The 23,248-nt window shown below is 75.1% G+C and carries 15 protein-coding genes; 13 read left to right on the top strand and 2 right to left on the bottom strand.

Going from position 1 to position 23,248, the window contains the following annotated elements; genetic code table 11:
* Window positions 1-34 precede the first annotated feature (34 nt).
* Window positions 35-1,399 carry an MFS transporter gene (locus ACZ4WV_RS22615; RefSeq protein WP_465749443.1) on the top strand — a complete coding sequence of 455 codons (1,365 nt, stop codon included), beginning with the start codon at window positions 35-37 and terminating at the stop codon, window positions 1,397-1,399.
* Window positions 1,400-1,472: 73 nt separating this feature from the next.
* On the top strand, window positions 1,473-2,867 hold the full coding sequence (locus ACZ4WV_RS22620) for a condensation domain-containing protein (RefSeq protein ID WP_465749445.1): 1,395 nt from the start codon (window positions 1,473-1,475) through the stop codon (window positions 2,865-2,867).
* Between the two features lie 70 nt (window positions 2,868-2,937).
* Here ACZ4WV_RS22620 and ACZ4WV_RS22625 read toward each other — a convergent pair whose 3' ends face one another.
* Both ACZ4WV_RS22625 and ACZ4WV_RS22630 read right to left on the bottom strand, forming a co-directional pair.
* Window positions 2,938-4,362, bottom strand: a complete 1,425-nt coding sequence (locus ACZ4WV_RS22625) for an aminobutyraldehyde dehydrogenase (protein WP_465749447.1) — start codon at window positions 4,360-4,362, stop codon at window positions 2,938-2,940.
* 85 nt (window positions 4,363-4,447) lie between these two features.
* Window positions 4,448-5,692 carry a cytochrome P450 gene (locus ACZ4WV_RS22630; protein WP_465749450.1) on the bottom strand — a complete coding sequence of 415 codons (1,245 nt, stop codon included), beginning with the start codon at window positions 5,690-5,692 and terminating at the stop codon, window positions 4,448-4,450.
* A 334-nt stretch (window positions 5,693-6,026) separates the two neighbouring features.
* On the opposite strand from ACZ4WV_RS22630, the gene ACZ4WV_RS22635 reads away from it, so the two are divergent.
* From ACZ4WV_RS22635 to ACZ4WV_RS22685, 11 genes are all read left to right on the top strand, one after another.
* Window positions 6,027-7,388 (top strand): aromatic ring-hydroxylating oxygenase subunit alpha, encoded by a 1,362-nt coding sequence (locus ACZ4WV_RS22635; protein ID WP_465749452.1) that lies wholly within the window; start codon window positions 6,027-6,029, stop codon window positions 7,386-7,388.
* On the top strand, window positions 7,381-8,025 hold the full coding sequence (locus ACZ4WV_RS22640) for an aromatic-ring-hydroxylating dioxygenase subunit beta (protein WP_465749454.1): 645 nt from the start codon (window positions 7,381-7,383) through the stop codon (window positions 8,023-8,025). Before ACZ4WV_RS22635 ends, ACZ4WV_RS22640 begins: the two co-directional genes overlap by 8 nt.
* Window positions 8,026-8,068: 43 nt before the next feature.
* On the top strand, window positions 8,069-8,314 hold the full coding sequence (locus tag ACZ4WV_RS22645; RefSeq protein ID WP_465749456.1) for a hypothetical protein: 246 nt from the start codon (window positions 8,069-8,071) through the stop codon (window positions 8,312-8,314).
* The gene (locus ACZ4WV_RS22650; RefSeq protein WP_465749458.1) at window positions 8,311-9,180 is read left to right on the top strand and encodes an FAD binding domain-containing protein; all 870 of its coding nucleotides are present in this window, start codon (window positions 8,311-8,313) and stop codon (window positions 9,178-9,180) included. The genes ACZ4WV_RS22645 and ACZ4WV_RS22650 overlap by 4 nt, the downstream gene beginning before the upstream one ends.
* A gap of 3 nt (window positions 9,181-9,183) precedes the next feature.
* Window positions 9,184-9,660: a (2Fe-2S)-binding protein gene (locus ACZ4WV_RS22655; protein ID WP_465749460.1), complete on the top strand. Its 477-nt coding sequence runs from the start codon at window positions 9,184-9,186 to the stop codon at window positions 9,658-9,660.
* Window positions 9,657-12,179, top strand: coding sequence for a xanthine dehydrogenase family protein molybdopterin-binding subunit (locus ACZ4WV_RS22660; RefSeq protein WP_465749462.1), 2,523 nt, complete (start codon window positions 9,657-9,659; stop codon window positions 12,177-12,179). Before ACZ4WV_RS22655 ends, ACZ4WV_RS22660 begins: the two co-directional genes overlap by 4 nt.
* 40 nt (window positions 12,180-12,219) lie before the next feature.
* A complete protein-coding gene (gene mdlC / locus ACZ4WV_RS22665) occupies window positions 12,220-13,827 on the top strand; it encodes a benzoylformate decarboxylase (protein ID WP_465749464.1) in 1,608 nt (535 codons plus the stop codon).
* 78 nt (window positions 13,828-13,905) lie between these two features.
* Window positions 13,906-14,187 carry a hypothetical protein gene (locus ACZ4WV_RS22670; RefSeq protein ID WP_465749466.1) on the top strand — a complete coding sequence of 94 codons (282 nt, stop codon included), beginning with the start codon at window positions 13,906-13,908 and terminating at the stop codon, window positions 14,185-14,187.
* Window positions 14,184-20,531 carry a condensation domain-containing protein gene (locus ACZ4WV_RS22675; RefSeq protein WP_465749468.1) on the top strand — a complete coding sequence of 2,116 codons (6,348 nt, stop codon included), beginning with the start codon at window positions 14,184-14,186 and terminating at the stop codon, window positions 20,529-20,531. Before ACZ4WV_RS22670 ends, ACZ4WV_RS22675 begins: the two co-directional genes overlap by 4 nt.
* Window positions 20,531-20,809, top strand: a complete 279-nt coding sequence (locus ACZ4WV_RS22680) for an acyl carrier protein (RefSeq protein ID WP_465749470.1) — start codon at window positions 20,531-20,533, stop codon at window positions 20,807-20,809. Before ACZ4WV_RS22675 ends, ACZ4WV_RS22680 begins: the two co-directional genes overlap by 1 nt.
* Entirely contained in the window at window positions 20,806-23,130 is a 2,325-nt protein-coding gene (locus ACZ4WV_RS22685; protein WP_465749472.1) for an amino acid adenylation domain-containing protein, read from the top strand. Before ACZ4WV_RS22680 ends, ACZ4WV_RS22685 begins: the two co-directional genes overlap by 4 nt.
* The last annotated feature ends 118 nt before the right edge of the window (window positions 23,131-23,248 follow it).

Genomic DNA, 23,248 nt, shown 5'->3' on the forward strand with positions numbered 1-23,248 from the left:
GCGCTGCGGCGGTCCCCCGAACAAGAGGTCCACCATGGCCCAGTCCCCAGACGCCGAAGCCCCGGCCACCCGAGCCCCCGACACCGACAGCGCGGACGCTGGCAGCGCGAACGCCGGCAGCGCGGACAGCGCCTCCGCGGCGAAGCAGCCGAGGCCCTCGGGCCTGTGGCGCAACCGTGACTTCGGACTGCTGATCAGCGGTCAGGTGGTCTCCTTCCTGGGCAGCCAGGTCCAGGTCTTCGCGCTGCCGCTGCTGGTGCTCGCCGTCTCCGGCTCGCCGACCCAGGCCGGCCTGGTGATGGGCCTGAGCTCGCTGTCCTGGCTGCTGTTCGGCCCGTTCGCGGGTGCCCTGGCGGACCGCTGGGACCGCAAGACCACCATGATCCTGTGCGATCTGGGCCGCGCCGTGGTGACGGTCAGCGTGCCGCTCGCGCTGTGGCTGGACGGCCTGACCGTCGCCCAGCTGTGCGGGGTGGCCGTGCTCAACGGGGTGCTGGAGACGCTCTTCGAGTCGGCCAACTCGGCAGCCCTGCCGAACGTCGTCGGTGCCGGGCAACTCTCGGCGGCGCTCGGCCGGTTCGAGACGGCGACGAACACGGTACGGATCGGTGGCGGGATGGTCGCCGGTGCGCTGTACTCGCTCGGGCGGGCGGTGCCGTTCGTGGTGGACGCGGTCTCCTTCGTGGTCTCCGCGATCTCGCTGCGCTTCACGCGGGCGGAGTTCCAGGAGGAGCGCAGCGAGGAGACCCCCGCCGGCCTGCTGAAGGAGGTCCGGGCGGGCCTGAGCTGGCTGATGGGCCAGCCGCTGATCCGGTTCCTCGCGATGATCTCGGCGGCGGACGCGATCCGCTACGGCGCCGGGTACCTGGTGATCATCACGCTGGCGGAGCGGATCGGCGCCTCGCCCACCGAGATCGGGTTCGTCTTCACGGGGGCCGCCGTCGGTGCGATGGTGGGTGCGCTGGTCTCCAGCCGGGTCAACGACCGCTTCCCGCTCGGCCGGATCGCCACCGTCACGCTCTGGGTCGAGGCGCTGATGTTCCCGCTCTACGCCGTCGCCCCGAACGCGTGGCTGCTCGGAGCGGTGGCCGCCGCCGAGTCGGTGCTCGCGCCGGTCTACATGGTCGCGCTGTCGAGCTACCGGCTCGCGGCGACCCCGGACCACCTGCGCGGGCGGGTCTCCAGCGCGGTGCAGACCCTCGGCATGAGCGCGATGTCACTCGGCGCCCTGCTCGGCGGTGTCATGATCGACGGCCTCGGCCCGCGCACCACCACGGTGATCTTCGGCGGCTGGCTGGTGATGCTCGCGGTGCTGACCACCGTCAACCGCGCGGTGCGCCACTCCGCCGGGACGCCCCGGTCGGCCCCGGCCACGAAGGCCGCGCAGGCCCGGTCCTGAGGCCCGGTCCTGAGGCCCGGACTCCGGGCGGATCCGGGCCGTCTTCCCCCGCCACCACCAGAAGGGCTCACCGATGACCGTGCTCAGGACCGTCGACGCCACTCCGGGGCAGCGGCTGCTCTGGATGATGGAGCACTACCGCGGCGCCGACACCCCGCTGAACGTCAACGCCTGCTACCGGCTGCGCGGCCCGCTCGACCGCCCCGCGCTGCGGACCGCGCTGGACGGGCTGGTCGAACGGCACGAGGCGCTGCGCACCACCTACGAATCCGTGCGGCGCAGGCTCGTCCAGCACGTCCACGCCCCCCGGCCGGCCGAGCTGGTCGAGGAGGAGGTCGGACCGGGGCCGCAGGCACTGGCCGAGGCGATGCTGCGGCACGCGCGGCACCGGCACGACCTGGCCGTCACCCCGCTGCACGCCGCGCTGCTGGTGCTCGGGCCGGAGGAGTCCGTGCTGGTGCTGAACATCCACCACCTGTCCACGGACGGCTGGTCGGGCGGGGTGCTCTCCCAGGAGCTCGGCCGGCTGTACCGGCCCGGCGGCGAGCCGGCGGCGGAACTCGGCACCGTGGAGTGGCAGTTCGCCGACTTCAGCGAGTGGCAGCGGCAGCGCTACGAGGACGGCGTCCTGGCCGAGAGCCAGAAGTACTGGCGCGACACCCTGGCCGGGGCCGCGGCACCCCGGCTGCCCGGCTCGTCGGCGATCCGCGACGGCGTCGGCCAGTTGCCCGGACTGGCCGCGTTCACCCTGGAGCCGGAGCTGGTGACGGGTCTGACGGCGCTGTGCCGCAAGCAGCGGGCGACCACCTTCGTCGCCGCCCTGGCCCTGTTCGCCGGAGTGCTGTACGGCCGGGGCGGGGAGCGGGACGTCGCGCTCGCCTCGATGTTCGCGAACCGCACGCGGCCCGAACTGGCCGGCACCGTCGGCTTCCTGTGCAACCTGCTGGTGCTGCGCCTGGACCTCGAACCGCAGGCGGGCTTCCTGGAGGTGCTGCGCTCGACCCGGGACACCGTGCTGGACTCGCTGGCCCACCAGGAGGTCCCGTACCACCTGGTGCCGCAGGGCCGGGGAGAGCGGGGCGAGGGTCTGGAGAACATCCTGTTCCAGGTCGCGGTGGGGCCCGAGTACGCGCTGCGGCTTCGCGGCCTGGAGGTGACCCAGGTGCACCCGCCGGGCGGCATGGCGAGCCGCTTCGACCTGGAGTTCGTGCTGATGCCCACCGCGGACCGGATCGAGGGGCAGGTCTGGTACGACCGCCGCCGGTTCGAGCCGGCCTGGGTCGAGGCCCTGACCGGTGACTTCCGGCGGCTCGCGGCGGCGGCCGTCGCGGAGCCGGGCCGGCCGTTGGCGGAGCTGGTCACGGAGCTGGCGGCGGGTGTCGAGGGCGCCGGGTCCGCGGCGGGTGTCGAGGGCGCCGGGTCGGCGGCGGGTGCCGACACCGTCCGAGTGCGCGGCGGCGGCAGTTGAACACGTGCCCGACACCGAAGGGGCCCGAGCGTCGAAACGCTCGGGCCCCTTCGGTGTTCCGGCGGCCGGGCTACTCGCCCAGGTGGTGCATCACGTGCTTCACCCGGGTGTAGGCCTCGAACCCGTAGACCGACAGGTCCTTGCCGTACCCGGAGTGTTTGAAGCCGCCGTGCGGCATCTCGCTCGGGAAGCCCAGGTGGGTGTTGACCCAGACGCAGCCGAAGTCCAGCCGCCGGGTCAGCCGCATCGCGCGGGCGTGGTCGGTGGTCCACACGGCCGAGGCCAGACCCTGCTCGACGCCGTTGGCGAGGGCGACCGCCTCGTCCTCGTCGGCGAAGGGCTGCACGGTGACGACTGGCCCGAAGACCTCATGCTGCACGATCTCGTCGTCCTGGCGGACGTCCGCGATGACCGTCGGCGCGTAGAAGTAGCCGGCCTCGCCCACCCGGTGGCCGCCGGTGACGACCCGCGCGTGGGCGGGCAGGCGGCGGACGAAGCCGTCCACCCGGGCCAGCTGGTCGGCGTTGTTGAGCGGCCCGTACGCCGCCCCGGCGTCGTCCGGCGGGCCGGGGCGGGCCGCCTGCGCGGCCTTGGTGAGCGCCACCAGGAAGTCCTCCTGGACGGCGCGGTCGACGAGCACCCGGGTGGCGGCCGTGCAGTCCTGGCCCGCGTTGCCGTACGCGCCCTCGACGATCTTCGCGGCGGCCGCCGGCAGGTCGGCGTCCGCGCAGACCACGACCGGGGTCTTGCCGCCCAGCTCCAGGTTGACCCGCTTGAGGCCGGCGGCCGCGCCCCGCGCGACCTCCATGCCCGTCGCCACCGAGCCCGTCAGCGAGACCACCGCCGGGACGGGGTGGCGCACCATGAGCCGCCCGGTGGCCGGGCCGCCGCACACCACGTTGAGCACCCCGGGCGGCAGCACGTCGGAGGCCAGCTCGGCCAGTAGCAGCGCCGTCTCGGGGGTGGTCTCCGCGGGCTTGAGCACCACGGTGTTGCCCGCCGCCAGGGCGGGCGCGCTCTTGAGCACGGCCATCAGCAGCGGGAAGTTCCACGGTGCGAGCTGCGCGCAGACGCCGACCGGCTCGCGGCGGGTGTACGAGGTGTGGCCGGGGGCGTACTCGCCCGCCGCCAGGCCCTCCAGCACGCGGGCGGCGCCGGCGAAGAAGCGCAGCTGGTCCACCATCAGCGGGGCCTCGCCGGCCGCCGCCGCACTGCCGGTGCTGCGGGCCTCGGCGGCGGCGAACTCGTCCAGCCGGGCCGCCAGGGCGTCGGCGATGCGCAGCAGGGCACCCTGGCGCTCGGCGGGGCTGGTCCAGCGCCACTGCTCGAAGGCGGTGGCGGCGGCCCGCACGGCCCGGTCGACGTCCTGCTCGCCGCTCTCGGGCGCCAGCAGGTACGCGGTGCCCGTGCAGGGGTCGAGCAGTTCGGTGTACGTCCCGTCGGCGGGCTCGGCGGCCCGGCCGTCGACGAAGTTGCTCAGGCGGGGAAGGGTCATCAGCGCTCCTGGTGGTCGGCGGAGTCGGCGGGTCGGCAGGCGGTGGCGGCGGGGTGACGGCAGCGGTGACGGCGGTGGGCGCCGCTCAGGCGCCGACCCGCAGCGAGGTGAAGCCGTGGAAGCCGAGGTTGTTGTTCCAGTTGAAGCCGTCCTGCGAGACGCGCAGCGCGGGCCAGCGCCGGTACAGGGTGGCGAGGGCGATCCGGAGCGTCTGGCGCACCAGCGGGTCGCCGAAGCACAGATGGCGGCCGGCGCCGAAGGTGAGGTGGCGGTTGGGCAGAGGGCGGTCGAGGACGAGTTCGTCGGCCCGGTCGAAGGCGGCGGCGTCGCGGTTGGCGGAGCCGACGTAGAGCATCATCGGGCGGCGGGCGGGCAGCATGATCTCCTGGCCGGCGGCGGTGGTGTAGGTGAAGTCCTCGCGGGCGACCCGGCCGACGAACTGGACCGGGGTGCAGAAGCGCAGGAGCTCCTCGACGGCCGGGCCGACGGCGGACGGGTCCAGCAGCAGTTCGCGCTCGTGCGGCGGGCGTTCGTCCAGGGCCTGCACGCTGTTGCCGATGAGGTAGCGGATCGAGGCGACGCCGGCGAACAGCAGGAGCGCGGCCTGGGCCACGACGTCCTCGTCGCTGAAGCGGTGACCGTGGATCTCCGTGGTGCGCAGCGTGTGCAGCAGGCCGTTCTGCTCCTCGGAGAGCTTGGCGCACTCGGGCGAGGCGAGGAACTCGGCGAGCTCACGGGTGCTGGTCCGGGTGCGGTCGAGGTGCTCGACGGTGACCTTGGTGGAGCCGAAGAGGTAGGCGATGTCGTCGGTCCAGCGGGTCAGTTCGGGGTGTGCCTCGGTGGGCACGCCGAGGACGTCGGCGATGACCATGGCCGGCAGCGGGAAGGCGAAGTCGGTCATCAGGTCGAAGCCGGCCGGGTCGACGTCGTCGAGGAGCCCGTCGACCAGCCGCTGGATCCTGGGCTCCAGCGCCGCGTCCGTGAAGGGGACGTAACTGCGGTTGGCCTGGCGGCGGTTGCGAGTGTGCTCGGCGCCGTCGTGGAAGGCCAGCCAGCGTTCGTAGACGCCGAGCATGTCGGCGTAGTCGGTGCGCTGTGCCTCGGGCAGGAACCAGAGCGGCACGGCCGCCCGCGCGTTGGAGAGCCGCTCGTCCTTCATCAGGGCCAGGCAGTCGGCGTAGCCGAAGAAGAGCCAGGCCCCGCCGAAGATCTTCTCCGAACGGTACGCCGGGTGTTCGGCGCGCATTCGGTCGTAGAAGGAGAAAGGGTCCGGAATGTACTCGAGGTCGTTGTGTGAGAAATCTTCGGCGGCGAGCGCGTGGGTGGCCAAGGAATTCCCTCCCGGCGGGATTCGGTCGTGGGTCGCCGCAGTCGACGGCCTTCGTGGATGTGCCTCAGTGGACCAACGGCTCAGGCCAGGTGACAAGGCGTCACCCATGAACGGCAGTCGGGCCGTCGGCCGAGGTCAGCGAGGCGTGCGGGCGGCCTCGGTTGGACACTGGCCAGTGGGCGCCGGGAGCGCCTAACCTGCGTTTTCGTTGCGGGGGCGCCCTGCCTCCCATTCCCGGGAACGCCGGGAACGCCGGGCCCGCCGGGCGCGTCCCCCCGTCGTCCCCGTCCTTTCCCCGTCGTTTCCCCGTTCGCGACCGGCCCGTGGAGTACGGATGGCTGAAGCTCTGCCCTGGCAGGAAGTCCTGCCCGGATATCCGCTGGACCGTCGGGCCTTCTCCGACGACGCGGTCCTCGACCGGGAACTGCGCCGGGTGTTCCGGGAGTCCTGGCAGTTACTGGCGTTCGCGTCGGAACTGCCCGACCCCGGCGACTACCTGGTGCGCAGGCTCGGGAACGACAGCGTGATCGTGGCCCGCGACGAGCAGGGCCGGTTCACCGTGCTGCTCAACTCCTGCAGCCACCGCGGCACCCAGCTCTGCCGGGCGACGTTCGGCAACGCCGCGCACTTCCGGTGCAGTTACCACGGCTGGACGTACGCCAACGACGGCCGCCTGGTGGGCGTGCCGGCGCTGCGCGGCAACTACCCGAAGGACTTCCGCAAGGACCGCTACGACCTGCCCCGGGCCCGGGTGGCCTGCTACCGCGGCTTCGTCTTCGCGACCTGGAGCGCGAGCGCCCCGCCGCTGGAGGAGTACCTGGGCGACGCCCGCTGGTACCTGGACGCGCTGCTCGACCTCGCCGGCGGCGAGTGGGAGGTCTACGGGCCGCCGCAGCGCTCGGTGATGACCGGCAACTGGAAGGTCGTCACCGACAACTTCGCCGGCGACGGCTACCACATGGGCACCACCCACCAGGCCGCGTTCGAGCAGGGCGTCTACGGCTCCAGCCTGGCCGACGGCACGCTCGGCAAGGGCGAGTTGGAGCTGATCGGGATCAACGTCCCCACGCCGCAGGGGCACGCGGTGCGGGCCGGCTACGTCGTCGAGAAGGGCCGGCGCAGTCTGCCGGCCAAGGTCGAGGAGCCCGCCTACATCGGCTACCCGCGCGAGGTGTGGGAGGCGTTCACCGCCGGGCAGACCCCCGAGCAGGTGCGCTTCAACTCGCACTGCGAGGTGGTGCACGGGGTGCTGTTCCCGAACGCGGCCTTCCTGAGCGTCTCGCACGACCGGGCGATCGGCCGCGAGGGCGACCCGCTGACCAAGTACTTCGTCTGGCGGGTGCACCACCCGATCGACGCCCGGCACACCGAGTGCCTCTACTGGACGCTGGTGCCCAAGCGGCACGTGGACGAGGAGTGGAAGCGCCGCTCGTACGCCTTCCAGGCCCGCTCCCAGTCGGCCGGCGGAATCCTCTTCGAGATGGACGACTTCGAGAACTTCGCCCGGATCGACGCGGCGATCGGCGGCACGGTGGCCGACGGCGCCCCGCTGGACCTCTCACTCGGCCTGGGCCTCGGAGAGCCGGTGCCGGACTTCCCGGGCCCCGGCCGCGCCGAGTACCTGACCCTCTCCGAGCAGAACCAGCGGGCGTTCTACCGGCGTTGGGCCGAGCTGATGGCGGGCGACGATGACTGAGGCGAGGACGAGCAGGCCCGGGCTCGGCGGGCCGGGGGCGAGCAGCCCGGGAACGAGCGGCCCGGGAACTGCCGGGACCACCCGCGCCGAGCAGGAAGCCGCGTACGACCTCCAGCCGTTCCCGCCGCGCGGAGCCCGGCAGGTGGAACTCGACGCCTCCGTCGGCGCGTTCCTCACCGAGGAGTCGGCCGCGCTGGACGAGGGCCGCCACCAGGACTGGCTCGACCTGCTCGACGACCGGTTCCTCTACCAGGTGCCCGTTCCGCTGCTGCGCGAGGACCCGGCCCTGCCCCGGCACAGCGACCGGGCGCTGCTCTTCGAGGCGACCAAGCACATCCTCGCGATGAAGCTCGGCCGCATCGGCCTGCGGTACGCGTGGTCCGACCGCCCGGGCGGGGTGACGCGCCACTTCCTCAGCGGCGTAAGGGTGTTCGCCGCGCCCGAGCCCGACACCTGGCGGGTCGAGTGCAACGTGCTCGCCTCCTGGAGCCGGGGCCACGGCGAGGCCGCGCTCGCCACCGCCGCCCGGCACGACCTCGTGCGCTGCCTGCCCGGTGCCGGCTACCGGCTGCTGCGCCGCCGGGTCCTGCTGGACACCGAGGTCGCCACGCACCAGCAACTCTCCATCATCTTCTAGCCCGGGCCGGCGCGCGCCGGCCCGGGGGAAGCGAGGCAGCGGCATGAACGGGCTGGCGTGGACGGCCGAGGAACGCGGGGAGACCGAACTGTGCCGGATCTGCTGCGAGTCCGCGGCGGTCACGGTGTCGAGCTTCCCGACCGGGAACGGGGCCCGGCTCAAACTCGTCTCGGAGCGCTCCGGTGCGGCCGTCCTGCTGGACGCCACCGTGCTGGACGCCCTGTGCCACCTCACCCCGGAGCGCGCCGCCGAGCTGGTGCGCGAGCGCACCGAAGGAGCCGCCCCGTGAAACCCGCACCCTTCGAATACCGGGCCGCCGGAACGCTCGACGAGGCCCTCGCCCTGCTCGACCCGCCCGGGCGCAGCATCACCCCGCTGGCCGGCGGGCAGAGCCTCCTGCCGCTGCTCAACCTGCGCCGCGTGCGGCCCGCCGTGGTGCTCGACCTCAACCGGCTGACCGAGCTCGCCGGCATCGAGGTCACCGAGACGGCCGTGCGGATCGGGGCGCTGACCCGGCTGCACGACCTGGAGTGGCACGACGGGCTGCGAGCGGCGCTGCCCGTCCTGCCGCAGACCGCCGCCCGGGTGGCGCACCGGCAGATCCGCCACCGGGCCACCCTTGGCGGCTCGCTCTGCCACGCCGATCCCGCCGCTCAGCTCGCCGCCACCGCGGTCGGGCTCGGCGCGGCGCTGCGGCTGCGCCGGGCGGGCGGCGAACGGACCGTACCGGCCGAGGAGTTCTTCACCGGGCCGCACCGCACCGTCCGACGCCCGGACGAACTGCTGACCGCCGTCTCCTTCCCCCGCAGGCCCGGCTTCCGCCACCGCTTCGAGTCCGTCACCCGGCGCGGCGGGGCCGGCTTCCCCCTGGTCGGCGTGTACGTGGGTATCCGGCTGGAGGCCGGCGCGGTGGCCGAGGCCCGCATCGCCGCCTGCGGGGTGGCCGACCGGCCGCTGCGTCTGACGGCGGCCGAAGCGGCCATGGCCGGGTACCGCGCCGACGTCGCGGACGGCGCGCTGGGCGAGGTCGCGGACGCGGCCGTCGGCGGCGCCCGGCCGCCCTCCGACCTGCACGGCAGCGCCGAGTTCCGCGGCGACCTGCTGCGCGCGGTGTTCCGCCGGGCCGTCGTCCACCTGCTCACCGAGGGGAGCTAGCCCGTGAGGACCACGACGATCAGCCTGACCGTCAACGGGACCGCCCGCGCCGCCGAGGCCGAGGACCGCACCCTGCTCAGCGACTTCCTGCGCCACGGGCTCGGCCTCACCGGCACCCACGTGGCCTGCGAACAGGGCGTGTGCGGCGCCTGCACCGTCCTGGTGGACGGCGAACCGGTGCGCTCCTGCCTGATGCTGGCCCGGCAGGCCGACGGCTGCCGGGTGGAGACGGTCGAGGGACTCGCCGAGGACGGCCGGCCCGCGCCCCTGCAGCAGGCGATGACCGACGCCCACGGCCTCCAGTGCGGCTTCTGCACGCCCGGCGTGCTGATGGGCCTGACCTACGCGGACCGGGCCGGCCTGAGCGCGGACCAGGCGGTGACCGAGGTGCTCCGGGGGCACCTGTGCCGCTGCACGGGCTACGCGGGCATCCGCGCCGCCATCGAGCGGCACTGGCGGCGCGAGGAGGCCCCGGCATGACCGGCCCCGACACCGGCCACCGAGCCGGCTCCGACACCGGTCACCGGACCGGCCCCGACAACGGCCGCCTGATCGGCCGTGCCGTCCCGCGCGTGCACGCGCCCCGGCTGGTGCGCGGCCAGGGTCGCTTCGTGGACGACATCGACGACGCCGGAGCCCTGCACGCGGTCGTGCTGCGCAGCCGGGTGGCGCACGGCCGGATCACCCGCTTCGACCCGGCCGCGGCGCTGGCCGGCGGCGAGGCGCTGCTGGTCCTCGGCCCGGACGAGATCGAGCGGTTCACCGACCCGATCCCCACCGCCTGGGGCCTCCCCGGCCAGCTCACCACGACCGTGGCGCTCAGCGACCGCACCGTCCGCTACGTCGGTCAGCCCATCGGCCTGGTGGTGGCCCGCAGCCGGGCCGTCGCCGAGGACGTGGCGGAGCTGGTCGCCGTCGACATCGACCCGCTGCCCGCCGCGATCGGCCTGTCGGCCGCGCTCGCACCGGACGCCCCGAGGCTCTACCCGCAGGCCCCCGACAACATCGGCGGGCGGATCCACTTCGGCGACGACCGGGCCGTCCTCGACGCCGTGCTCGCCGCCGCCCCGCACGTAGTGGAGCGCGAGTTCGCGGTGCAGCGGATCAACCACAGCCCGATGGAGCCGCGCGGCGTGCTCGCCGAGTGGATCCCCGCCACCGGGAAGCTGACGGTCCACAGCAGCACCCAGTCCCCGCACGCCGTCCGCCAGGAACTCGCCACCGCGTTGCGGCTGCGAGTCGACCAGGTGCGGGTGGTGACGCCGGACGTCGGCGGGTCCTTCGGCGGCAAGGTCACCCTCTACGTCGACGAGGCGCTGGTCTGCCTGGCCGCCGTCCGGCTCGGCCGCCGGGTCAAGTGGATCGAGGACCGCACCGAGAACCTCAGCTCCTCCTACCAGGGCCGCGGCCAGCGGGCCCGCGCCCGCCTCGCCCTCGACGGGGACGGGCGCTTCCTCGCGCTCGCCGCCGAGATCACCGGCGACCTCGGCGCCTTCGCGATCCAGGCCGGCAGCGGCCCCTTCCAGGTCACCGGCCTCGCCCTGGAGGGCCCGTACCGGTTCCCGCACGCCGGGGCCACCATCACCGCCGTCCACACCAACACCGTGCCGACCGGTGCCTACCGCGGCTACGGCATGCAGGAGGCGGCCTGGATCCGGGAACGGCTGATCGACGAGGCCGCCCGGGAACTCGGCCACGACCCGGTCCGGCTGCGGCTGCACAACCTGCTCGGGCCGGAGGAACTCCCGCACACGACGCGCACCGGGCTCACCTACGACAACGGCGACTACCCCGCCGCGCTGCGCCGCGCCGCCGAACTGGCCCGGGAACGCGCCCGGGAGTCCACCGCCACGGTGCGCCGCGGGGTCGCGGTGACGGCCAGCGTGGAGATCACCGGCTTCGCCCCCTCCGCGGTGCTGGAGCTGTTCCGGATCGACTGGGCCGGCTGGGAGAGCGCCCGGGTGCGGGTCAACCAGGACGGCACGGTCACCGTGTTCGCCGGGGTGATCCCGGTCGGCCAGGGCATCGAGACCACCCTCGCCCAGATCGTGGCCGACCGGCTCGGCGTCCCCCTGGACTGGGTGGCGGTGGAACTCGGCGACACCGCCACCGCGCCCTACTCGGACCTCACCTCACAGGCCAGCCGCTCGGTCACGCTGGCCGGCGGGGCCCTGGTGCGGGCCGCCGGGCGGATGCGCGACCGGATGCACGCCCTCGCCGCCGCCCACCTGGGCGCCCCGGTGGACGAAGTGGTGCTGGACGGCGCCCAGTTCTGCTGGCCGGCCGGGAACGCCTCGACGGCGTGGTCCGAGGTGGCCGCCCGGGGCTGGCGCGGCTGGGGCCGGCCCGACCCGGACCGCATCCGGCTGGAGGAGAGCGTCGACTTCGACCCGCCCGCGATCACCTACTCCTACAGCGCGCACGGCGCGGCCGTGGCCGTCGACCTGGAGACCGCCGAGATCACCGTCGAGGACTACTGGACCGTCAACGACAGCGGCGTGCTGGTCAATCCGGCGATCGCCGACGGGCAGATCGTCGGCGGCGTGGCGCAGGGCGTGGGCATCGCCCTGGTCGAGGAGGCCGTGCACGACCCGGCCACCGGACGGCCGCTGGCCACCGGCTTCACCGACTACGTGCTGCCGGTCTGCGCCGACGTCCCGCCGGTGACGGTGGAGCACCGGTGCACGCCGAGCACGGTCATCCCCGGCGGATTCAAGGGCCTCGGCGAGGGCGGGGTCATCCCGGCCCCGGCCACGGTGGCGGGGGCCGTCGCCGCGGCCGTCCCGCACATCGCCCACCGGCTGACCGCCACACCGCTCACGCCGGCCCGGATCTGGGCGGCGCTGTCGGAGGCCAAGGAGCCGTCCGGGGCCCGGGAATCGTCCGGACGCAGAGAGCCGTGCGGACGCCGAGAGCCGTCCGGAGGCAGAGAGCCGTCCGGGGCGAAGGAGCCGCTCGAGGTTGGGGTGCCGTTCGAGGTTGGGGACCAGCAGAACTGAACCCGCGACCGCATCCGCCGACCCGGAAGGGACCACCCCCGTGCCAGCCCGTGTACCAGCCTCTCAGGACGAGCCGACCAGCCGCCCGCCCACCGTCCGCGAGGCCACCTTCGCGGTACTGCGCAGCCTCGGCATGACGACGGTCTTCGGCAACCCCGGCTCCACCGAGCTGCCGATGTTCCGCGACTTCCCCGCCGACTTCCGCTACGTCCTCGGACTCCAGGAGTCCGTGGTGCTCGCCATGGCCGACGGCTTCGCCCAGGCCGGCCACCGCGCCGCCGTGGTCAACCTGCACTCGGCCGCCGGCGTCGGCCACGCGATGGGCAGCCTGTTCACCGCCTGGCGCAACCGCACCCCGCTCGTGGTCGTGGCCGGCCAGCAGGCCCGCTCGCTGCTGGGCGGCGAGCCGTACCTCTTCAACGACCAGGCGTCCGAACTGCCCAAGCCCTACGTCAAGTGGAGCCGCGAACCGGCCCGCCCGGAGGACGTCCCGGCCGCCATCGCCCGCGCCTGCCACCTGGCCATGTCCCCGCCGTACGGCCCGACCCTGGTCTCGGTGCCGGCCGACGACTGGGACCGGCCCGGCGAACCCGTCGAGCCGAGGACCGTCTCCACCACGCTGCGCGCCGACCCCCAGGCGCTGGAACGCGTCGGCCGGGCCCTGGCCGGTGCCGCCCGCCCCGCGTTCGTGGTGGGCGCCGCCGTCGACCAGGACCGCGCCTTCGCCGAGGTGGTGGAGCTCGCCGAGCGCCACCGCGCCGCCGTCTGGGCCGCGCCGATGTCCTCGCGCTGCGCCTTCCCCGAGACCCACCCGCTCTTCGCCGGTTTCCTGCCCCCGATCCGGGAGGAGATCGTGGCCCGGCTCACCGGCCACGACCTCGTGCTGTCGCTCGGCGCACCGGTCTTCACCTACCACGTCGCGGGCAGCGGCCCGGTGCTGCCGCCGGGCACCGTGCTCCACCAGCTCACCGACGACCCGGCCACCGCCGCCTGGACCCCGGTCGGCGACGCACTGCTCACCGGCATCCGCCTCGGGGTGCTCGACCTGCTCGCCTTCGACCCGGCCGTCCCTCGCGAACTCCCGCCCAGGCGGCCCGCCCCGGAGCCCGTGCCGGACGCCGACGTGATCACCCAGCCGCTGCTGATGCACACCCTCGCCGGCCTGCGCCCGGCCCGCAGCGTCATCGTCGAGGAAGCCCCCGGCAGCCGCCCGGTGATGTGCGAGTACCTGCCCAATGAGCGTCCCGAGAGCTTCTACACCTGCGCCAGCGGCTCGCTCGGCCACGCGTTGCCGGCGGCCGTCGGCATGGCGCTCGGCCGGCCCGACGAGCGGGTGATCGCGGTGGTCGGCGACGGCTCAGCGATGTACTCGATCCAGGCCCTGTGGTCCGCCGCCGAACTCCGCCTGCCGCTGACCGTCCTGGTGGTCAACAACGGCCGCTACGCCACGGTGGACCGCTTCGCCGACCGCTTCGGGCTCGGCAAGGCCGTCGGCACGCGGATCGGCGGCCTCGACTTCGCCGCCCTCGCCCGCGCCCAGGGCTGCGCGGCCGGCCGGGTCGAGCACCCGGCCCGACTGGCGCGGGCCCTGCGCACCGCGCTGACCTCGCCCGACCCGTACCTGCTCGACGTCCGGGTCGGCGACTGATCCCCGGCCCCGGCACCGGCCCCGTATCCGCCAGGCGTCAGACGTCAGACGTCAGACCCCCTCCGACAGGAGAGACCCATGAGCCAGCGCACCGCGGAAGAGACCCGGCAGGACATCCGCGACATCGTGATCGGCATGGCGCCCGACCAGGGCCTCGCCGACCGGCCCGACCCGGAGCTGGTCGACGAACTCGGCTACCACTCCCTCGCGTTGCTCGAACTGGCCTTCGCGCTGGAGGACGAGTACGGCCTGCCGCCGATCGACCGGGAGCGGGCCCGGCTCATCCGCCGCCTCAGCGACGTCCAGGACTACGTGCTCGGCGAGCTGGCCCGGGCCGAGACGAGCGGGGGAGCGGCGTGATCGACGAACGGCTGAACGCCGTGGCGGACCGCGAACCCGCGCGGATCGCGCTGATCCACGGTGAGCGGCGGATCACGCACCGGGAGCTGGCCGACCGGATAGCCCGGGTGCGCGGCGGACTGCACGCCCTGGGCCTCGGGCCGGACGGTCTGCTGCTGCTGGCGCTGCCCAACTGCCCGGAGTTCGTGGTCGGTTACTTCGCCACCGCAGGTCTGGGCGCGCGCGTGCTGGCGCTGGACCCAGGCCTCACGGAGGCCGAGTACCGCCGGGTGCTGGCCGAGGGGCAGCCGGACGTGGTGGTCACCACGGCGGCCCTGGCCGCCCGCTGGTCCGAACTCGCCCCGTCGGCCGCCCTGGTGGTGGTCGGCGGCCGGGCGGCGGGCGGTCACGCCTTCGACGAGCTGGCCCGCGCCGAAGCGGTGCCCGCCCGGCCGGCCGACCCCGACCGGGCATGGGTGCTCGCCTACTCCTCCGGCTCCACCGGCGAACCCAAGCGGATCTGCCGCAGCCAGGACAACCAGCTGGCCGAGGCCGACCACATCATCGTCAGCGCCGCCGTCACCCCCGCCGACGTCCTGCTCTGCCCGGTGCCGCTGTACCACGCGCTCGGCCAGTTCTGCTGCATGCTCGTCGCGGTGCTGGCCGGCGCCACCCTCGTCCTGCCCGAGCCGGCCGGCGCGTCGCACCCCGGCGGCCCCGACCCCGCCGACGTGCTCGCGACCGTCGCCCGCCACCGCGTCACCGTCCTGCCTTCCGTGCCCTACCTGCTCGGCGCCCTCGCCGACTGGCCCGAGGACCGCCCCGCCGACCTCTCCTCCGTCCGGCTCTGCCTCTCCGGCAGCAACTTCCTGCCGCCCGCCATCCGGGAGCGGTTCCGCGCCCGGTTCGGCGTGCCCGTCCGCCAGACCTACGGCAGCACCGAGGCCGGCAGCGTCAGCTGGGACTGCGACCCCGACGGCTTCGTCCCCGAGTCGGTCGGCCGCCCCCTGAACGGCGTGCGGGTCGAGGTGCTGGACGAGCACGGCCACGCCCTGCCGGCCGGCAGCGTCGGCGACATCGCCGTCACCAGCCGGTCCGTCATGCTCGGCGAACTCGCCCCCGGCGGCACCCTGCTGCGCCCGGGGCCGGAGCGCTACCTGACCGGCGACCTGGGCCGGCTCGACGAGGACGGCCGCCTCCACCTCACCGGGCGCAAACGGATCCTGGTCGACACGGGAGGCCACAAGGTCAATCCCGTCGAGGTCGAGGAGGTGCTGGAGGCGCACCCGGCGGTGCGCGCCGCGGCCGTGGTGGGCGTCCCCCTGGCCGGGGGCGGAGACCTCCTCGTCGCCGCCGTCGTCCCGGGCGTCGACGGCCCGGTCACCGCCGAGGAGCTGCGTGCGCACTGCCGCGCCCGCCTCGTCCGGCACAAGGTGCCCACGCGCTTCGAGACCGTCGACAGCCTGCCGCGCACCGAACTCGGCAAGCTCCGGCGCGGCCGCCTGACCGCCCAACTCGCCGCCCTCGTCGACGCCGAGGGCCTCGCCGCCGAGGACCCCTCGACCACGGCGATCCGGCAGGAGCCGGACGCGGGGCGGCGCACCCGCCTGCTCACCGAACTCCTCCGCCGGCGCGCGGCCACCCTGCTGGCCGTCCCGCCCGAACGGCTCGACCCGGCCGCGCCGCTGCGCGCCCAGGGTCTCGACTCGCTGGCCGCCCTGCGCCTCAAGATGGCCGTCCAGGACGACCTGCGCCGCACCGTCGGCCTGCCCGAACTCCTCGGCGGCGCCAGTCTCGACACCCTCGCGCGCCGCCTCGCCCACGACACCGCAGGCCCCACCGAGGCGCTCGTCACCCGCGGCCCCGTCGCCGGCGAATTCCCGCTCTCCCACAACCAGTCCGCGATCTGGCACGCCGACCAACTCGTCCCGCAGGCCGCCGCCTACAACCAGAGCTTCGCGGCCCGGATCACCTCCCACTGCGACCCGGCGACCCTGCGCCGCGCCTTCCAGACGCTCGTCGACCGCCACCCCGCCCTGCGCACCACCTTCGCGCTGCGCGACGGCCGCCCCGTCCAGCGCGTCGCCGAGCACGCCGAGGTGGACTTCGCGGTGCTCACCGTCCCGCCCGAGTGGCCCGACCGGACGGAGCGACTGAGCGCGGCGGCGTTCCGCCCCTTCGATCTGGAGCACGAGACGCCGCTGCGGGTCCGGCTCTACCTCGGGGCCGCCGACGGCCCGGTCCTGCTCGTGACGGTGCACCACATCGCCACCGACTTCTGGTCCACCGTCGCCCTGCTGCGCGACCTCGCCGCCGCCCACGCCGCCGACGGCGAGCTGTACCAGCCCGCGCCCCGGCACAGCTATCCCGACTACGTCCGCTGGCAGGCCGAAACCCTCGCCGGCCCGGTGGCCGACCGCGACTGGGCGTACTGGCGCGACCTGCTCGCCGACCCGCCGCCCGCCCTCGAACTGCCCGCCGACCGGCCCCGCCCGGTCGTCCAGACCCAGCGCGGCGCCCTGCATGTCCACGCGTTCGACCAGCCGCTCGTCAAGGCCCTCCAGGAGTTCGCCCGCCGCCACGGCAGCACCGTCTACACCGTCCTCCTCGCCGCCTTCCAGGGCCACCTGCACGCCTGGACCGGCGAGCGGGGCATCGCCGTCGCGACCATCACCACCAACCGCCAGCGCTCCGAATTCGCCGACGTGGTCGGCTACTTCGTCAATCCGGTGGTGTGCCGCACGGTGGTGGACCCGCAGCGTCCGTTCACCGACCTCCTCGCCGCCACCGGCCGTGGCCTGCTGGCGGGCCTGGAACACCAGCAACTGCCGTTCGCGACGGTCGTGGAGCGGCTGGCCGCCGAACACCCCGGCCGCCGGCGCGACCGCAGCCGGGCGCCGCTGGTGGAGATCGGCTTCGGCCAGAACAAGGCCCAGGACGGCGCGATGCTGGCCGTGAGCCGCTTCCTGTCCGGGGCCGGCCAGGAACTGCGGCTCGGCTCGCTCACGCTGGAGTCGCTGCCGCTGCGGCGCCGGGGCGTGGTCTACGACCTCTCCGGCGCGGTCCACGAGTCCGCGGACACGGTGGCCATCGCCTGGGAGTACAACACCGACCTCTACGAGGCGGCCACCATCGAGCGCTTCGCGGCCGAGTTCGAGGCGTGGGTGGGGCGGCTGCTGGAGCGGCCGGAGCTGCCACTGGCGGAGCTGGGCGCGGGAGGCGACGGCGCCTTGCCGGACGCCGCCGATCCTGCGGGTCCGGGGGGTCCGGCGGGTCCGGTGGGTCCGGCACCCGCGCTGCCGGAGGCGATCGGCGAGCTGGCGCGCTCCCACCCGGCGCGGGCCGCCCTCGTGGCCGGCGCCGACACACTGACGTACCGCCAGGTGGCCGACAGTACCCGGGAACTGGCGGGCCGGATCGGCGCGCAGGGCCTGGAACCGGGTGCGCGCGTCCTGCTCTGGCTGCCGGAGCGGCCCGCGGGGCTGGTGGCCGCCGGGCTCGCCGTGCTGTGGAGCGGCGCGGTCGCCGAGCCGCTCGACACCGCCGCCGAGGTCCGCAGGGCCTGCGCGAACGCGGACCTGCTGATCACCACGGCGGCGGGCCGCGCCGAACTCGGCGAGCTGCCGGTGCCGGTGTGCTGCCCGGAGGAAGCGGGCGAGGCCGGCCGGGCCGAGCCGGCGCCAGCCCGGCCCGGCGATCCGGCGCTGGTGCTGCGCAGCTCCGGCGTGACCGGTGAGCCCAGGGCCGTGGTGCAGCCGCACGGCGCGCTGGCCGCCTGGGTGCGCTGGCTCGCCGGGCAGACCGGCCCGGCCGCCCGCATCCTGGTGCACGGCACGCTGAGCGCCGACCAGGTGCTGGCCAGGTCGCTCGCCGCGCTCGGAGGGGGCGGCACCGTGGTGCTCGCCGCCACCTCCGCCCCCGCTGTTCGTCTCTCCCAACTCCTCTGCGCCGACGATCCGTTCGACCTGGTCACCGTCACTGCGACCGAGCTGGCCGGGCTCCTTCCCGAGCTCGCCGCGTCCGGCCGCGAGCCCACGGTGCGCACCCTGCTCGTCACCGGTGAGCCGCTCACCCCGGCGATCGCGGCGCGGTGGCGGGCGGCCAGTCCCCACCCCCGCCTGCTGCACGGCTACGGCAGCGCGGAGACCGCGCCCGTGGTCTGCGCCCGGGAGGTCCTCGCCGACGACCTGCCCGCCACCGACCCGTTCCGCCCGCTCGCCGTCGGGCGGCCGCTGGCCGGGATGACCGCCCGGGTGCTCGACGACGTCGGTCGCCCGACGCCGGCCGGGGTGGCCGGGGAGTTGTGGGTGACCCGCTTCCCGGACGACGAACCGGTCCCCACCGGTGACCTCGCCTGCCACCTGCCCGACGGAGGGATCGTCGTGCTGGGCCGCACCGCCGATCTCACCAGGCGCAACGGCTACCGAGTGCCGCCCGGCCGGGTGGAGGCCGCGTTGCTGGGGCTGCCCGGGGTGCTGGGCGCCGTCGCCGTGGCGGAGGACGCCGGCGTGGTCGCGCGGGTGGCCGTGGAACGGCCCGCCGGGCGGCCGGCGCCCCGGCTGCGGGAGGCCCTGCGTGAGCTGCTGCCCGAGTACCTGCTGCCCACCGAGGTGCTGTTGACCGACCGCCTGCCCACGGCCCGGAACGGCAAGACGGCCCGGAACGGCAAGACCGCCCGGATCGGCCCGTCATCGCCGGCACGCCCCCGGAGCGAGGCGCCGGACCGCCCGGCCGCCGCGCCCGACCCGGTGGAGGCCGTGCTCGCCCGGATCTGGGCCGAGGTGCTGGGCGTCGAGGAGGTCGGTCCGGAGGACGACTACTTCGACCTCGACGGCGACTCGATCACCAGCATGAGCATCGTCTCCCGGGCCGCCGAGGCCGGTCTGCGGATCACCCCCCGGCAGATCTTCACCCACCCGACGGTGCGCGAACTCGCCGCGGTGGCCGAGCGGACGGCAGCCCCGGGCGCCGTCACCCCCTCGCCGCCGGAAGGCCCCGCGGAGGTCCCGCTCGCGCCCGTCCAGCAGTGGTTCCTGGAACTGCCGCTCGTCCAGCCGCAGCACTGGAACCAGACGCTGCTGCTGCGCGCCGACCCCGGTCTGGACACGGCCCTGCTGCATCGGGCCCTGCTCGCCGTCGCCGGACACCACCCGGCCCTGCGGCTGCGCTACCACCGGGAGGAGGACGGCTGGCACCAGACCCTACGGCCCGACGCCGAGCCGGTCCGCGTCATCGACGCCACGAGCGCGGTGGACGGCCATGATCCGGCGGCCGCCGCCGCCCGCGCGCAGGCCGAACTGGACCTCGCCGACGGCCCGTTGTTCGCCGCCGTGTTCCTCCCCGGGAGTGACGGCCCCGGTCTGCGCCTCCTCCTCACCGCCCACCACCTCGTCGTCGACTTCGTCTCCTGGCAGATCCTGCTGGACGACCTCGGCCGGGCCTGCGAGCAGCTGCTCGCAGGGGAGGAGGTGCGCCTGCCCGAGCCCACCACGCCCTTCGCCGAGTGGACGGCCCGGCTGCGCGCCCACGCCGACACCGTCGCCCTCCGGGCCGAAACGGACCGCTGGAGCGGCCCCATCGCCCACCCGGCCGCCCGCCCCGATGCCGGCACGGAACGCCAAGCCGCCCTCGCCGAGGCCGCGCTGCCCGCCTCGGTCACCGCCGCGCTGCTGGCCGCCACCGGTGGCCGCGGGCGGGACCGCGCGCAGGACGTGCTGCTCGCGGCCGTCGCCCAGGCGGTGGCCGAGTGCACGGGTGAGCCCCAGGTGGTGCTGGACGTCGAGACGCACGGCCGGGCCGAGCTGTTCCCGGACGTCGACCTCAGCCGCACCGTGGGCTGGTTCACCGCCGTCCATCCGGTGACGGTCACACCGGACCGCTCGGCCGGCGCGGCGGGAGCCGCCGCCACCTACCGTACGGTCCGCACGCTGCTGCGCGGGCTGCCCGCCGAGGGCCTCGGCCACGGCCTGCTCCGCTACGCCGCGAGCGATCCCGCGGTGCGCGAGCGGCTGGCGGCGCGCCCGCCCGCGACCGTCAACGTCAACTACCTGGGCCGCGCCGGCCGTCTGGTCGGCGGAGGCGGAGGCGGAGGCGGGGCCGCCGAGGGCCGGCTGCTGACCCCGCTGCCGCTCGCCGACACCGGCGACCGAGGCCCCGACAACCCGCGCCCCTACCCGCTGGAGGTCAGCGCCCTGCTGATCGACGACCGGCTGCTGGTGCGGGTTCGCCACAACGCGGCCGCGCACCCGGAGGCGGACGTCCGACGGCTGCTCGACCGCGTCCTGACCGGCCTGACGGCCATCGTGTCCACGCTCGCGACGGTCCCCGCCGCGGACCGCGCGCACCCACTCGCAGGAGGCCACTAGTGTCAACAGCCGATTCCGTCCCCTCCGCCACCGCCCTGGTCCGGGCCGGCTGGGCGGCCGCGCTGGGGCGCGACGACTTCGGTGACGAGGACGACTTCTTCGCGATCGGCGGCCACTCGCTGCTGGTCGCCCGGATCATGGCCGGGATCGGCCGGCAGGTCGGCGTCCGGCTGCCGCTGCGGATGTTCTTCGACCACCCGACCGTCGCGGACCTCGCCGGGGCGCTCGCGGCCCGCGGGCTGGTCCTGGGCGAGGAGAAGGAGGCCGGCGCCTCATGACCGGACCGGACCGCCACCTGCCCCCGCCGCAGTGGTTCGCCACCGCCCGCCCCTTCCCCGACACCGCGACCGTCCCGGACCTGCTCCGGGCCGCCGCCCGGGCCCACCCCGACCGGCCTGCCCTGGTGGCGAGCGACGGCACCGCCTGGACCCACCGCGAACTCGACGCCTGGTCCGACCGCTTGGCCCGTCTGCTGGCCGAGCGCGGCATCGGGCGCGGCTCGTACGTGGCGCTGTACGCCGACCGCACCCCAGCGGCCGCCGCCTCGCTGGTGGCGGTGCTCAAGTCCGGCGCCGCCTACGTGCCGATCGATCCGGCCTGGCCCCGGGCCCGCGCCCTCGAACTGCTCACCGACCTCGGGGTGAGCTGCGTCGTCGCCGGCCGCGCCCGGCTCAAGGCCGTCCAGGAACTACGCTGGGACGTGCCCTCGGTGCGCGAGGTGATCTGTCCCGAGATCAGCGCGGAGGACACCTGGGCGGAGGTGCTGGACCGCGAGATGGTCGAGGAGTTCTTCGACTTCCTCTCCGGCGAACCCGACCCGCTGGAGGCGGCCGGCTTCAACCTGCGCCGCTCCGAACGCCCCTACCGGCCGGGCGACGTGACGGGCTACCGCGACCACGTCGCCCGGCTGGGCCGCGAGGCCGCCGGGGAGGGCGCCCGGATCCTGGAGGTGGGCTGCGGCTCCGGCCTGATCACCGAGGCGCTGGCCCCCACCGCAGCCCGCTACGTGGCGGTCGACCCGTCCTCGGTGGCCGTCAAGCGCAACCTGGCCGCCGCGGCGGCGGGCGGCTACGCCGCAGAGGGCGCGGTCTGCTACGCCCACGAGGTGCCGCGGGCCGTGTCCGGCCGCTTCGATCTGGCGATCATGGCGAGCACCGTCCAGTTCCTCCCGGACCTGGACTACTTCCTGGAAACCCTCCGGGGCCTGCTGCCGATGCTGCGCCCGGGCGGCACGCTGCTGCTGGCGGACCTCATCGACCCCGGCCTGGAGGCCCACGCCGGCCTGCGGATCCCGCCCGCCCTGCTGGAACGGCTCCCGCGGCTGCTGCCGCTGGTCTCCGGGGTCGAGGTGCGCCGCCGCCGCGCGGCGGACTTCGCCGGCGAACTCTCCCACCGGTACGACGCGTTCATCGCGGTCGGCGAGGGCGCGGCTCCCGCCGTTCGGCCCGGCCGGGTGTGGACCGGCGCCGACATCGAGGCCCGGCCCGCCGCACCATTGCCGCCCGGCACCGTCACCGCGGACGACCTCGGCTACGCCGTCTTCACCTCCGGCTCCACCGGCAAGCCCAAGGGCGTCATGGTCCAGCACCGTCAGGTCGTCAACCTGATCGACTGGCTGAACCGGACCTGGGCGGTCGGCCCCGGGGACCGCCTGCTCGCGGTCGCGTCGTTCTGCTTCGACCTGTCCGTCTACGACCTGTTCGGGACGCTGGCCGCGGGCGGCTCCGTCCACCTGGCGACCCAGCCGGAGATCGCCGAGCCGGAGGTGCTGATCGACCTGCTGGAGGCCGAACCGATCACCCTGTGGGACTCGGCACCGGCCGCGCTCGCGATGCTCACCCCCTTCCTCGACGGCCGCCCCGCCGACGGCCGGGGATCGCTGCGCCTGGTGCTCCTGAGCGGCGACTGGGTGCCGCTGACCCTCCCGGACGAGATCCGCGCCGCCTTCCCCAGCGCCGAGGTGGTGGCTCTCGGCGGCGCCACCGAGTGCACCGTCTGGTCCAACGCCTTCCCGGTGGGCGAGGTGGACCCGGCCTGGCCGAGCATCCCGTACGGGCGCCCGATGGACAACGCCCGCTACCACGTGCTCGACGCCGCCCTGCGGCCCGTGCCCGTGGGGGAGCCCGGAGACCTCTACATCGCCGGAGCCTGCGTCGCGGTGGGCTACGCGGGCCGGGCGGCCCTGACCGCCGCCTCCTTCCGCCCCGAACCCGGCTCCCCGGAGCCCGGCGGACGGATGTACCGCACCGGTGACCGCGCCCGCTGGCTGCCCGACGGCAACCTGGAGTTCCTCGGCCGACTGGACGACCAGGTCAAGGTGCGCGGCCACCGGATCGAACTCGGCGAGGTGCAGCACGCCCTGCACCAGTGCCCGGGGGTCCGGGCCGCGCTCGTTACCACCGTCGACCTCTCCGGCAGCCGGGACCTGGCCGGCTTCTACGTGCCGGCGCCCGACGGGCCGTCCCCCGAGGAGGCCCGGGCCTTCCTGCGCACCCGGCTGCCCGAGCACCTGGTGCCCGCGCGGGTGCTGGCGGTGGACGCGTTCCCGGTGCGCGACACCGGCAAGGTGGACCGGGCGGCGCTGCTGCGGCTGCTCTGAGCGGGTCCGTCCCGCAGGCACGCCGCGACGGGCGGTGGCGCCGGACGGAGCGGGCGGAACCGACGGAACGGGCGGTGGCGGGGGGCTCCCGCCACCGCCCGTCGTGGTGGGGGCACCG

It is taken from the genome of Kitasatospora sp. NPDC029312, assembly GCF_055569215.1.